11 protein-coding genes are annotated in these 12,506 nt (G+C 34.3%); 7 read left to right on the forward strand and 4 right to left on the reverse strand.

Annotated features, from left to right (window positions below; translation table 11 throughout):
- Positions 1-383 precede the first annotated feature (383 nt).
- The 4 genes from QQZ16_RS12305 (at position 384) to recQ (ending at position 3,846) form a co-directional block, all read left to right on the forward strand.
- Positions 384-668, forward strand: a complete 285-nt coding sequence (locus QQZ16_RS12305; protein WP_031536554.1) for a hypothetical protein — start codon at positions 384-386, stop codon at positions 666-668.
- Positions 669-1,148: 480 nt separating this feature from the next.
- Positions 1,149-1,256, forward strand: a complete 108-nt coding sequence (locus QQZ16_RS12310; protein ID WP_081836584.1) for a YjcZ family sporulation protein — start codon at positions 1,149-1,151, stop codon at positions 1,254-1,256.
- 88 nt (positions 1,257-1,344) lie between these two features.
- Positions 1,345-1,446, forward strand: coding sequence for a YjcZ family sporulation protein (locus QQZ16_RS12315; RefSeq protein ID WP_192840926.1), 102 nt, complete (start codon positions 1,345-1,347; stop codon positions 1,444-1,446).
- Positions 1,447-1,692: 246 nt separating this feature from the next.
- Positions 1,693-3,846, forward strand: a complete 2,154-nt coding sequence (gene recQ / locus QQZ16_RS12320) for a DNA helicase RecQ (protein WP_284561374.1) — start codon at positions 1,693-1,695, stop codon at positions 3,844-3,846.
- A gap of 48 nt (positions 3,847-3,894) precedes the next feature.
- Here the strand turns inward: recQ and QQZ16_RS12325 are convergent, their stop codons facing one another.
- On the reverse strand, positions 3,895-5,073 hold the full coding sequence (locus QQZ16_RS12325) for an alanyl-tRNA editing protein (protein WP_048717118.1): 1,179 nt from the start codon (positions 5,071-5,073) through the stop codon (positions 3,895-3,897).
- A gap of 333 nt (positions 5,074-5,406) precedes the next feature.
- Between QQZ16_RS12325 and QQZ16_RS12330 the strand changes: the two genes are divergently transcribed.
- The 3 genes from QQZ16_RS12330 (at position 5,407) to QQZ16_RS12340 (ending at position 9,210) form a co-directional block, all read left to right on the forward strand.
- On the forward strand, positions 5,407-5,592 hold the full coding sequence (locus QQZ16_RS12330; protein WP_031536551.1) for a cold-inducible protein YdjO-related protein: 186 nt from the start codon (positions 5,407-5,409) through the stop codon (positions 5,590-5,592).
- 345 nt (positions 5,593-5,937) lie between these two features.
- Positions 5,938-8,070, forward strand: coding sequence for a PAS domain S-box protein (locus QQZ16_RS12335; RefSeq protein ID WP_231512527.1), 2,133 nt, complete (start codon positions 5,938-5,940; stop codon positions 8,068-8,070).
- Positions 8,071-8,445: 375 nt separating this feature from the next.
- Complete coding sequence (locus tag QQZ16_RS12340; protein WP_235251582.1) at positions 8,446-9,210, forward strand: 3D domain-containing protein; 765 nt, start codon at positions 8,446-8,448, stop codon at positions 9,208-9,210.
- Positions 9,211-9,492: 282 nt separating this feature from the next.
- Here QQZ16_RS12340 and QQZ16_RS12345 read toward each other — a convergent pair whose 3' ends face one another.
- The 3 genes from QQZ16_RS12345 to QQZ16_RS12355 all read right to left on the reverse strand — a co-directional run bounded on the left by QQZ16_RS12345 (position 9,493) and on the right by QQZ16_RS12355 (position 12,202).
- Complete coding sequence (locus QQZ16_RS12345; RefSeq protein ID WP_031536548.1) at positions 9,493-10,236, reverse strand: hypothetical protein; 744 nt, start codon at positions 10,234-10,236, stop codon at positions 9,493-9,495.
- A 152-nt stretch (positions 10,237-10,388) separates the two neighbouring features.
- Positions 10,389-10,625 carry a helix-turn-helix transcriptional regulator gene (locus QQZ16_RS12350; protein WP_031536547.1) on the reverse strand — a complete coding sequence of 79 codons (237 nt, stop codon included), beginning with the start codon at positions 10,623-10,625 and terminating at the stop codon, positions 10,389-10,391.
- Between the two features lie 239 nt (positions 10,626-10,864).
- Positions 10,865-12,202: an ISLre2 family transposase gene (locus QQZ16_RS12355; RefSeq protein WP_284561375.1), complete on the reverse strand. Its 1,338-nt coding sequence runs from the start codon at positions 12,200-12,202 to the stop codon at positions 10,865-10,867.
- Positions 12,203-12,506 lie beyond the last annotated feature (304 nt).

Consider the following 12,506-nt stretch of genomic DNA (forward strand, 5'->3'; position numbering starts at 1 on the left):
ATATTTTCCAGTAAATGGTTTAATATCTTACTGGGTTTCTTAAGTATTGTCTTTTTTAGGTATTGGTTGGCTTACAATTTCCAATTCCTTAGATTTTGGTACTTGACATATTACCGCAGGACTTTTTACTTTACTTATTTTTCATTCTGCTACTTAAGAAATTATTTTTAAATTATTTGCGTTTTTTTTTGGAATATGTAAGCTTTTCTTTTCATACATAACCTTTTTTAGTAACAAATATGCAATTAATAAGTAGAATATTTTCATTTAATATGTTTATTAAAGATTTTGCTGAAATATCCGCACCTTCTACAAGATAGTTGTCCATACTTTTTTTAGACTTGTACATAGGATATTAGAGATTAACGTTGGAGGTGTGATAGATGTCTGGTAATAATTTTTATCATCAATGTTCTAGAGGTGTAGGAAGATGTGTTCGTATCCGTACTCATAGTGGAGAGATTCATACTGGAGTAATTGAAAGAGTTACACCAAATAAAGTCTATATTAGACCAATTGGAGGAAACAGAAGAAATTATGGTGGATTTGGATATGGGTATAGACGTGGTTATAGACCTGGCTGGGGTTGGGGCTGGGGCTGGGGAGCAGCAGCTGTAGGAGTTTCTTTAGGATTAATCGCTGCACTGGCTTTTATTCCTTTCTTTTAATCAAATTAAACAAGCAGAAAGAGGCTGTGACAAAAGCATTTCAACTAATAATAAACACGAACTTTTGTATAGTTAATATACATAAAAGTTCGTGTTTTTCAGTTTGGAAAAAAGTTTAAAAACGAAGTGAAATGGAGCGGAGGACGCTCGACTCCTGCGGGAAATAGAGGAAAGGCTGAGACCCCGCAGCGCATGCGAGGAGGCTTAGCTTCCTCCCCGCGGAAAGCGAGCGTCTGTAGCGCAATGGAACGACTTAGTTTTTACACTTAACTATATTTAAAAACTTAGATAACCATCATGAGAAGTAGCTTTATTTAAGGGCTAAATTAGAGATTGTTCGTCTTTAAAGATTGGTTATTTAGTTTTGTCCCAGCCTCTTCCTACATAATAAACAAGTATATTATATTTTTTTTGCTAGCGCCCAAACAGGACAATCTCTAGACTCATATGATGCTTATGTGTATGAGGGAGGTGGAATAAATGAGTGGTGGCCCAGTAGCTGGTTTTGGTGGAGGATTTGCTCTACTAGTAGTGCTATTCATTTTATTAATAATTGTAGGTTCTAGTTACGTTGGTTTTGGATACTAAGAAAGATAGAAAAAGGAGTGTTTTATAAATGAGTTACGGTTTTGGTGGTTATGATTATAATTCTTGTGGATGTGGGTATGCTGCACCTATGGCAGCTCCAGTAGCATCTTGTGGTGGTTTTGGTAATGGATTTGTATTAATCGTTGTCTTATTCATTCTATTAATCATCGTTGGAGCAGCTTGGCTATAAGAAAGGAAAATAGTAGCTTTCTTAAGATTTTAGAAGCAAAATAATTGGATACATGGCAGTCTGAGTTTGAGCATGTAAGATACTCTCAGGCTGCCTATTAACAAAAAACCTCCAATTTATAAAGATACATGTCTTTGTAAGTAATGCTGGACAAGCCCATAATCCCAATTGATTCATTCAAAATTAGTTCGATTAATGATACAATGTTTTAAAGAAATGTTCGGAAAAAGTGGGGAGTTTTATATGATGATGAATAAAGCCCGTAGTATTCTAAAAGAATACTTTGGATATGATGATTTTAGAAAAGGACAGGATGAAATTATTCAGCTTTTATTAAATAAGGAGAACGTTGTAGGGATAATGCCAACTGGTGGAGGTAAATCCATATGTTATCAAATACCTGCAATGCTTTTCCCAGGATTAACGGTTGTTATATCGCCATTGATTTCTTTAATGAAAGATCAGGTAGATGCACTAACGGAAGTTGGTATTCCCGCTACTTTCATCAATAGTACGTTACATAATGAAGAAGTGCAGGAAAGAGTTTATAATATAAAAAATGGACATTATAAATTACTATATATTGCACCAGAACGACTAGAAGCAGATTATTTTATGGATATATTAAAAGAAGTTACCATTTCATTTATTGCAGTGGATGAAGCGCACTGTATTTCACAATGGGGCCATGATTTTCGACCAAGCTATGCAAAAATTGGACACATGATCAATAAATTATCTGAAATGCCACTTGTAGCAGCGCTAACAGCTACAGCAACTCCTAAAGTTCATGAAGATATATGCCAATTATTAAATATACCATGGGAAAATACTGTTAAGACATGCTTTGCCCGTGATAACTTGTCCTTTTCGATTATAAAAGGCCAAGACAAAGGGAAATTTCTTGAATCCTTCCTAAAGAAAAATAGAGAGGAGTCTGGCATTATCTATGCTTCAACAAGACAAGAGGTAGAAAAGCTCTATGACCGTTTATTGAAAAAGGGATATTCTGTTTCGAAATATCATGGAGGGATGAGTGATTTACAAAGGGAAACGGAGCAGCAAGCATTTATAAAAGATGATGTATCGATTATGATTGCGACAAATGCCTTTGGGATGGGCATTGATAAAAGTAATATAAGATATGTTATTCATTATCAGCTTCCCAAAAACATGGAGGGATATTATCAAGAGGCAGGAAGAGCGGGGCGTGACGGATTGCCGAGTAAGTGCATATTATTATATTCTGCACAAGATATTCGCATCCAAAGATTCTTGATTGATCAAACGATACATGATGCGGATAAACAAAAGCAAGACATCGATAAACTACAATCTATAATTAATTTTTGTCATACCGAAGATTGCTTGCAAGAATATATTTTACATTATTTTGGGGAAGAGCATACGGAAAAGTGTGGGCAATGTTCTAACTGTACGGATGAACGAAATGTTATTGACGTAACAGTCGATACCCAAAAGGTGCTGTCTTGCATGATTAGAATGGGAGAGCGATTTGGAAAGACAATGATTGCCCAAGTATTGACTGGTTCTAAAAATAAGAAATTAATGGATTTTCATTTAGATCGTATAAAAACGTACGGACTGATGAAGGAACAATCCGCAAAGGAAATCAGTGATTTTATTGAATTCTTAATTTCTGAACAATATATTGATGTAAGTTCAGGTGCAATGCCAATATTAAAGGTTTCCAAAAAGGGAAAAGAGGTACTTTTAGGTAGATTAACAGTCGAAAGAAAAGAACAAGTCGTCACAGTGAAAGTATCTGAAAATAACGCATTGTTTGAGTATCTTAGAGGTATAAGAAAACAGCTTGCTGAAGCAGAAAACGTTCCTCCTTTTGTTGTTTTTTCTGACCAAACGTTAAGGAATATATCAATGACAATGCCTGTAACACAGGAGGAGTTTAGTGAAATAAAAGGAATTGGCGATCATAAACTGCAAAAATATGGAGATATGATGATAGAACATATCAAAAAGTTTAAAAACGATCATCCTGATTTTACTACTGCAGTAAAAAGCGATCAATCATTGTTAGGAAAAAGGGAAAAACAAACCAAAAAAAGCGTGGGAAATTCCCACTTAGTAACCCTAGAATTATGGAATAGTGGATTATCATTAAAGGAAATTGCAAAAGAAAGAGATTTAAATATGCAAACAGTAGAAAATCATTTACTTCGATGTGGGGAAGAAGAGTTGGAGGTTGATTGGACTCATTTTCTTAAGCCAGAAGATCAAATGAAGATTGTTGATGTTATGCGGAAAGTTGGGACGGAAAAACTAAAACCGATTAAAGAAGAACTACCAGAAGAGATTAGCTATTTTATGATTAAAGTGGCCATCATGCTTGAAAGTCGCAAGCAACAGATTTTACATTAATTGAAAAAAGTCGATGACAAATTCACTAATTGTCATCGACTTTTTTATTTATAAGGTGTTTAATAAGGTTACATTTAATTTTTTTAAACAGGCTTGTAATTGCTGAACGGAAGGGAAAGTAGCTTGTGCTAAGATTTCGTTTCCGCCACCTTTGCCTTCGAATTCTTGGATAGTTTCCCGAAGAAGCTTCCCGCAATGAAAGGGAAACTCCCCATTATGCTGTAGTAGAAGTTTTTTGTCAATTTCTGAGCTGAAAAGAATGACAAGACTAGATTTTTGTAATATATATTTAGCTAGTGTTGATAAGTCCTTCATTGTTTTCTCTTCAAACTTAAGGGAGATAACTTTTTCGTTATGTTCTGCAAGAATTTGTTCTGCATGAAATGCATTATTTTCTGCTTTAAGTGTTTCTAATTCTCGATTGACAGCTTTTTTCTCTAATTCTAGCTTACTGATACGATCTTGAAGTTGCTGCTTATTCGTTTTAAAATGGTTGCTTAAATCATCTAATATCGAATGGGAAGTTTGATAGTCATCAATGGCTCTCCATCCACTTAGGAAGAACACTCTCGTCTGACCCCGATGTTTTTCTGTCTTCACTATTTTAAAGTTGCTTAATTCACCTGTTCTTTGTACATGTGTCCCAGCACAGGCAGAAAAATCAATTCTAGCTATTTCAACGATTCTTATAGCCCCTGTTACTTTTGGAAGCTTTCTTAAAGGGAATTTATTCACATCTTCATGTGTAGTAAAATATGTTTTGATTTCTAGATTTTTCATGATATATGTATTACAAATATGCTCAATCTTATCTATTTGCTCTGTATTTAATTCAGGTGTATCGACATCAATCGTCGTATAATCCTTCCCTAAATGAAAGCTAACTGTCGGAATATTGTATTGTTCTTCTAGTACAGCGGATAAAAGATGCTGTGCCGTATGCTGTTGCATATGGTCAAATCTTCTATTCCAATTTAATTCACATTCTACATGCGTATTTACTGGTTTTCTTTCAACGAGGTGATAAATTTGCTCGTTTTTAATCTGAACATCTAACACATCAATGCCATCTATTGTACCAGTGTCTGCTGGCTGGCCACCTCCTTCTGGATAAAAAGCAGTTTCTTTTAAAATCACAAAAAATTTATTTTCTGTTTCAATTACTTCTTCTATTTGGGTTGACCATTTTGTTTCATAGGGCATGGAATAATACAACTTTACTGACATCTGCGACTCCTTTTATCATCGTTTTCCCTTATTTTATCATAGTTGTTAGCTTTAAAAATAGAGTTGATAGAAATTTGTGTCTAGTTAAGTTAAAGCAATATTTTATTTGTGAATAAGGAATATGGGGGAGCTTGGCAAATAAGCAAGCATATTTGCCACTTGAAAATTACATTTCCATTCCGTATTTTGATAAATAGTTTCAAAGCGTTATGCTCGGAACATGTTATACAATAAATGAAAGCATCAATTAGTGCTGTTTAAACGACAAAAATATCTATTAATACATAAATAATGGAAGTAGTGGCAATAATAAAGAAAAAAGGGGGCACTCACATGTTTTTTAATCGGAAAGGTGCAGAAGAAAAACCAGAAGAAGTCTTGATGAGTATGGAAGTATATGCATGTAATTCATGCAATGGCTGGATGAGAAAGGATTTTGCTACAGATGATCTTCTTTGTCCATTGTGCGGAGATCAAACATCGGTGGAAATGAGAGAGCTTCCTCAAATCAGTAATTAATCTCTAAACTATCGATTGTTGTAACTTGCAATCAGTGCTGGTAATTCCCCACTGATTGCAGTTTGTTAAACCCCCATATTTCTATTCAAAGATAATAATAAATAGATTTGATAGAAGCTAATTATTGCTCCCTCTATTAATAATCTGACCATCCAATAATCCTAGTATAATATTAAAAGAATACCATATAGTCATTATTGTGACTAAATTGTGAATGATTTGTAGAAAAGTACTTTCTTATCTGTTTTATTTGATTTACAATCAAATAGAATGCAATCCTGAAGTAGCCTATTATCCTACTTTAGGGGTGTATTATTTTTTGGTATAGATTAGGAGGATTTTTTGTTGTATAACTCCATATTGATTTTTATTAGTATCCTAATCGTCTATATGGCATGCTATTCTTCCTTTGACTTATTTCAACTAGTGAAAAATGGGGAGAAAAATAGTAGATTTTTATTTTTAGCAAGCACGTTTACGATTGGGTTTGGATTTTGGATATTAAGTTTTATTGACATGATGATTAAGAACGTATATGCCACTGCCAACTATAATATTCCTATTACTATCTTATCGATGGTAGTCGGTATTTGTTTTAGCGGGATGGCGTTTTATGCGTTATTAGATAAGGAGAAAAAGAAAAGAAGAATTTATGTATCTGCATTCTTTTTTAGCTTATCTATATTATCGGTTTCTATTATTGGTTTTTATTCCATTGGCAGTAAAGTGTATTATCAACTTCCACAATTATTAGTAAGTTTTATTTTATTGTATGTTGGCTTTTTTATCTCCATTTGGCTTTCTTTTTACCCAGTACAGCTTTCTGTTTACTTAAAAAAGTGGATACGACCATTATGTAGCTTATTAATGACAGGTGTTTGTTTAATCAGCCATTTTATCCTGTTAACTAATATTAGCGCACCAGAAGTTGCCATTGCAAAGGATTCCTATGAAAGCAGTTTTATCATTTACATTGCATTATTTATCTCTGTGCTAGTTTTAGGCGGACTTATTGGAACAAGTACATTGATTGGTGAGCGTACAGATGTTGGGGCGATTAATGTGCGAGATATGCAGCATGCCCTGGATGAATCGGCGATTGTGGCATTTACTGATAATAACGGCATTATTACATATGTAAACGATAAATTTATAGAAGTGTCGAAATATAGTCGTGAAGAATTGCTTGGTCAAAATCATCGCATGGTTAATTCGGGTCATCATTCACCTGAATTCTTCCGTGAATTATGGAATACGATCAAGCAAGGACAAATCTGGAAAGGAGAACTGCTTAATAAAGCAAAGGACGGTACTCATTACTGGGTGGATACGGTGATTGTTCCGTTTTTAAATAAAGAAGGTACTCCTTATCAATATGTTGCCATTCGTAGGGACATAACAGAGCAAAAAAAGGTTCAGCACCAATTGGAAGAGTCTGTCCGTGAAGTGAGTGATATTACTTATGCATTAGAGCAATCGAGTATTATTGCATTTACAGACAAACGAGGGATTATTACAAATGTCAACTCAAAATTCTGTGAGATATCTGGCTATAGCAGAGAGGAACTAATTGGAAAAACACACCGTATCGTAAATTCAGGGTACCATTCTAAAGAGTTTTTCCGAAATGTTTGGCAAACAATTGGGAAAGGGGATATCTGGAAAGGGGAAATTAGAAATAAAAGAAAAGATGGTTCTTATTACTGGGTAGATACTACCATTGTCCCTTATTTAGATAAAAACAATAAACCTTACCAATATTTAGCGATAAGAAATGATATAACAGAAAAGAAGAGAACGGAAGATATTCTTCATCGACAAGATAAATTAGCAGCTGTAGGGCAGTTAGCTGCTGGCGTTGCACATGAAATTCGAAATCCACTAACATCTATTAAAGGGTATGCTGAATTTCTAAGCATGGATGAAACCGCAAAGGATAGACAGGAATACTTTGATATTATTTTAGAGGAGATCGAAAGGGTAAACTCAATAGTAGAAGAATTTATGCTTTTATCGAAGCCGACAGTTTCTGTATTAGAAAAGAAGCCATTACTCCCAATCATGGATAATGTCGTTTCCATTTTAGATTACCAGCTTCGGAAAAATAAAATTCAATTACATCGCTCCTATGAAAATCCAAATTTTTTCGTAGAATGTGATGAGAATAAATTAAAGCAAGTATTCTTGAATTTTATTAAAAACGCTGTAGAAGCAATGCCAAATGGTGGTTTCATCGAAATAATCGTGAAAAAAGAGAATGACAGCATTAGCATTGTCATTAAAGATAGCGGGATTGGTATGTCAAAAGAACAATTAAAGAAATTGGGCGAGCCATTTTTCACGACAAAAAAGGACGGAAACGGGCTAGGCTTAATGGTAAGCTTTAAAATCATTGAAAATTTAAATGGCAAAGTATATATAGAAAGCGAACTAGGAAAAGGGACAAGCTTCCATATCACTTTACCAGCAGTAGACTAAGATTATGCGAAACATCCATGAGCAGGGATAGTCTTCCATCACCTGCTCTTTGTAAGTTAAACCATTCGGAACTATTTGGGACAGAATAGCAAGGTAAATAAGCAAATAAACAGTGGGTAAAAAGGAAAAAGTGGCTAGAAGGGGACAATGCATACTACGATAATAGGCAGTTAGCCGTGAGAGACAAAATATTAAAAATTATATTATATTCAAACAGAGGTTAATTAATTCATTATTCTGACGATTCGTATTGTGATTGTTAATTGATTGTCATATAAGTAATCGAATTAACAACTCCCTGTTCTTTTTTTTGAGCTTTTTCATGTTAAGATTATACCGTTAGCTCAACTAGAGCTTTTTCGAGGAGGTATAAAAATGAAAAAGATTTTTTCTATTGTAACTTGTGCATCATTACTGACAACAGCTGCTCCGTTTGTTGGTGCGGAAGAAATCAAAGTAGAAAAAGGAGATACCCTTTGGTCCATTTCACAAAAGAAGAATGTTAGTGTTACAGATATAAAAAAATGGAATAACTTAAAAAGTGATCTCATCAAAGTCAACGAAACATTAATACTTCAAAAAGTGAAGAATTATAAAGTTAAAGCAGGAGATAATCTTTGGAAGATTTCTCAAAAATATAATACAACCGTTGAACAAATTAAGAGCTGGAATAAACTTAAAAGCGATACAATACATAAAGGTGACGTATTGATTGTTTCAAAAAGTAAAGTTTCAAAGGAAAGTGAAACAAAAACAGCTGCCCAAACTGTAAACAATACAGTAAAGACAAAGAATACGGTAAATACGGTAAAGGCTGAAAAGACAGAAACAACAAATACTGATGCAAGCTCAAAAGAAATTACTGTAACTGCTACCGCTTATACAGCAGATTGTAATGGTTGTTCTGGTATAACAGCTACAGGTATAAATTTAAAAGATAATCCCAATAAAAAGGTTATATCCGTTGACCCTAACGTAATCCCACTTGGTTCTAAAGTATATGTTGAAGGGTATGGTACAGCAATCGCTGGTGATACTGGCGGTGCGATAAAAGGAAATAAAATCGATGTCCATGTCGCAACCACATCTGAAGCATTAAATTGGGGAAGAAAACAAGTATCTGTAAAAATTCTTGACTAAAAATATGCTGGGCATAACTAATTCAGCCAAAAGAAAAAAGCCAAACAATCATCCTTTCGTGTGATTGTTTGGCTTTTTAATTAGCTTATTAATGACTGTTTTCAGTTGTTATTAGCCGTAGTCATCACTAGATAGTGGGCGCTTAAAAAATATAAACCATCAAATGAAATGAGGACTAGTTTATTTGGTGGCTAAGACAACCATCAATAGCTAACAATTTTTTTGCCTCATCCTTAAACGCTCATTAAGTCGTCTGAATACGAAAACACAACTTTATAGTATTTATTTATTCATTGTTTCATCCTTTTCTGAATGAAGAAAGAAGCGTTGGATTGGTTGTGCAATGCTTTTCACATTGTTTTCAATTTTTTCGGCTAAAAAATGAACCCTTTCAAACAGAATTTCCTTCATATGTTCTATTTGTCGACTCAGCCTATTTACATTACCATTTGTTTCTTCGATGTTTTCAATAATCGTTTTGTGAAAGATTTCTTGGATATCCAGCTTTTCCGATATGTTATGATAGCTCGACTCTGTTTCATCCAATTTCGTTTTCATATCAGTAGCAAGATCATTAAATTCATCCATTTTCTTAGCAATTAAGGAAATGTCTTGTTCCTGAAATGTTAACTGGTCAAATAAAGCAGTGTTGCGAAGTGATTCTTCGTTTATTATTTCTTTTTGTTCTTTGGATAGTGTTACAAGGGAAGCTAATTGCTCTTCAATTTTTGCTGTATCCTCATCTAATACAGCAAGTTTTGTTAATAGGTCCTTAGTTACCGAATCATTTAACTGCAATTTGGAATCAATTGCATTGATTTGCTTAAAATGCTTTTCCTGCTTTTCCAGAGACTCTTCCTGAAATTTCGTTACTAAAGTGGCTAAATATTCATTTTGAAGTTTTTGAGTTAATAAGTAATCTTGTAAATAATTTTGTTGAAAATGTGATTGATTATTTAAAGATTCTGCAGGAAGTTTTGGAAGATAGACCTTTGAGTTCGGGGGGATTTGGTCATTTATGGGCATTTTACTCCTCCTTTCATCCTTCTTTATCCTATTTAGATGAAGGAAAAAGGGTGCAGACTAAAATTAGTTTTAAACATAGAAGAAAATAGAAAACATCTACTTGGAATAAACGTTTTGGATCTGTAAATACTTTCTATTTTCTTCTACTATCATTACATAAAAGGAGGGAGCCCTTTACTTATTTCCGTTAATATTGATGTAATGGAGGCGATATCTTGATCGTCAATATTAAACGTTTGCCTAATCTTATTTTCTAAATCTTTACTAACTCTTCGTTTTCCGACTTCCACCAAGGCAATTAATGCGAAACTACAATTTAAAACGCGGGCAAAGTCTCTTTGGGTCATTTCATAATTTTTTCTGATAAATTTAATGATTTCTTTATTCATAGTCCACCTCATTTAATTAAATAAAAAGTATAAATAAGAAAGACGAAAAGAAGAATATATTAATGCAAGATACGTGCATTATAGATGATAATGAAGAAAATGTAAATATATTAAGCTAGTAAGATTGAGTCAAGTTTTTGTGGGAGTTTTTTTAGCTCCCTTTTTATAAAATAAAACTTTTAATTTTGTATCCGCTTTCTAAACATTTTCTTTCATCAAAATTTCGTTTTTTTCTTTTTTTAAAAACCTTTTAATCCCTTTAAGGCAAAGTGAATGGGTTTTCCAATCGCTTGATTTAAGTATGGCATGTTCTGACGCACGGTTTCTGTTACTAATTTTGTGGGTATTTTTCTTTTCGGTCGATGCTCTTTCTTTGATTTTTCCGTGGTCTTTTCCCATTTTCCATATATCGTTTGGATGGATAGGTCATCCTTCAATCCAATCCACAAGCGCGCCATGCTCATGACCCCTTTTTTGCTCCATGCTCTTCCATTTTTTAATCGTTTGGCTAATTGATTCATCATCGCCTCTGCACTTCCCATTGGACGATACGCTGTCGTGTCCACGCCTTTCTCCTGTAACCAACTACGGTAATCTTTTATGGTTTCCTGATGATGCGTTAAAAAGCCGAGGAAATGCTCTAGTTTTTCTTCTTCTTCTGGTGTATCCATTGTTCCTACTGCGCTATTCAACTCTAGAAGTAATGTTTCTACCTGGTAGTTTTTTAACGCTCTTTTCATGTAGCGGTATCGAGGATGGCTCTTCATTAGTTGCTTCATCGAACGAGCGACATGAAACCGATCCATGGTGAAAAAGGCGCGTTCCCGAAAATACTCCCGACATGCCGTTATCCAGCCTGCTCCATCGCCATTAATAATAAGCAAGGTTTGGGTAGGATCATACGCATAATTATTCTGTAAGAACGTTTCAAAGGCTTCCCAAAAGGGTTCTTTTCCTTCATAGAGAAAATGCCTTTTATTTCGGAGTCTGACTCGCTTTCCGTTTTCTTTCCATCCCTCATGTACAGCGGCGAATTTCAACTCCCATCCACGCTTTTTCTTTTCTTGGCTCTTCACATATAATCCATCTACTTCGACGAACAATACCTTTTGAAAAGGGCGTTTTTCCTTAGCGGGAAGTACGTTTGTTTGAAGAAGATGTTGCCGTAATGCTTCATGGCTCATCGCCGAATAGCCTAAAAATTGTTCGAACGTTTCCACCGCCTTTCGATAGGAGGAGCCATTCGTCGCTAGTTCTAACCCCCATTCTTCTAGTAGTGGACTAAATCCCTTATTCCCCTGAAACTGTAAATAGTGATCTAATAGACAAATATATTTTTTGGTCACACGATCGAAATAATAATTACGCTTCAGCTCCACAGCTCCAAACGCTGTATCTACTCGTATTTCTCGTTTATCACGTAAAGCAAATCTTCTTTTGTCTCGTTGCTGGGCAATCTCTTGATCCCAATTTTCTAACGTTTGAACAAGGATTTCTTGAAACGTCATTTGGAGTGTTCGAAATAAAGTTTTTTCCAATTCTTTTAATGATGGCATTTTTGTGTTACATTGATTCATGAGAGCCTCTCCTTTTCGTAGTTTTCTAGTCAAATTCTACTTTACAAAAGGAAGCTCTCTTTTTTAATGCTTAATTTTTTCCAGCTACCGCGCTCTCGCTTGGTGGCCTTTTTGTCTAGTTGGGGGACGAGTCCCCCAACTAGACAAAAAGGATATTTATTCTCCCACAAACATTTTACTCATACAGCTAGTAAAATAGATTGTTTATGAAAAAGGAGGGATAAAAATATATAAATAACGAATAATTTAGAAAATTTGTTTAAATCGACTAAATTTATTTGTTTTTATTATATAATTAATCCAA

The organism is Bacillus sp. T2.9-1, from assembly GCF_950097965.1.
Taxonomy (GTDB): domain Bacteria; phylum Bacillota; class Bacilli; order Bacillales; family Cytobacillaceae; genus Niallia; species Niallia hominis.

What these genes read in the sequence shown, in the direction of transcription:
- QQZ16_RS12325 (WP_048717118.1), bottom strand. Translation starts at nt 5,073, where the DNA reads ATGTCAGTAAAGTTGTATTATTCCATGCCCTATGAAACAAAATGGTCA.
- QQZ16_RS12305 (WP_031536554.1), top strand. Translation starts at nt 384, where the DNA reads ATGTCTGGTAATAATTTTTATCATCAATGTTCTAGAGGTGTAGGAAGA.
- QQZ16_RS12330 (WP_031536551.1), top strand. Translation starts at nt 5,407, where the DNA reads ATGTTTTTTAATCGGAAAGGTGCAGAAGAAAAACCAGAAGAAGTCTTG.
- QQZ16_RS12350 (WP_031536547.1), bottom strand. Translation starts at nt 10,625, where the DNA reads ATGAATAAAGAAATCATTAAATTTATCAGAAAAAATTATGAAATGACC.
- QQZ16_RS12345 (WP_031536548.1), bottom strand. Translation starts at nt 10,236, where the DNA reads ATGCCCATAAATGACCAAATCCCCCCGAACTCAAAGGTCTATCTTCCA.
- QQZ16_RS12315 (WP_192840926.1), top strand. Translation starts at nt 1,345, where the DNA reads ATGGCAGCTCCAGTAGCATCTTGTGGTGGTTTTGGTAATGGATTTGTA.
- QQZ16_RS12355 (WP_284561375.1), bottom strand. Translation starts at nt 12,202, where the DNA reads ATGAATCAATGTAACACAAAAATGCCATCATTAAAAGAATTGGAAAAA.
- recQ (WP_284561374.1), top strand. Translation starts at nt 1,693, where the DNA reads ATGATGAATAAAGCCCGTAGTATTCTAAAAGAATACTTTGGATATGAT.
- QQZ16_RS12310 (WP_081836584.1), top strand. Translation starts at nt 1,149, where the DNA reads ATGAGTGGTGGCCCAGTAGCTGGTTTTGGTGGAGGATTTGCTCTACTA.
- QQZ16_RS12340 (WP_235251582.1), top strand. Translation starts at nt 8,446, where the DNA reads ATGAAAAAGATTTTTTCTATTGTAACTTGTGCATCATTACTGACAACA.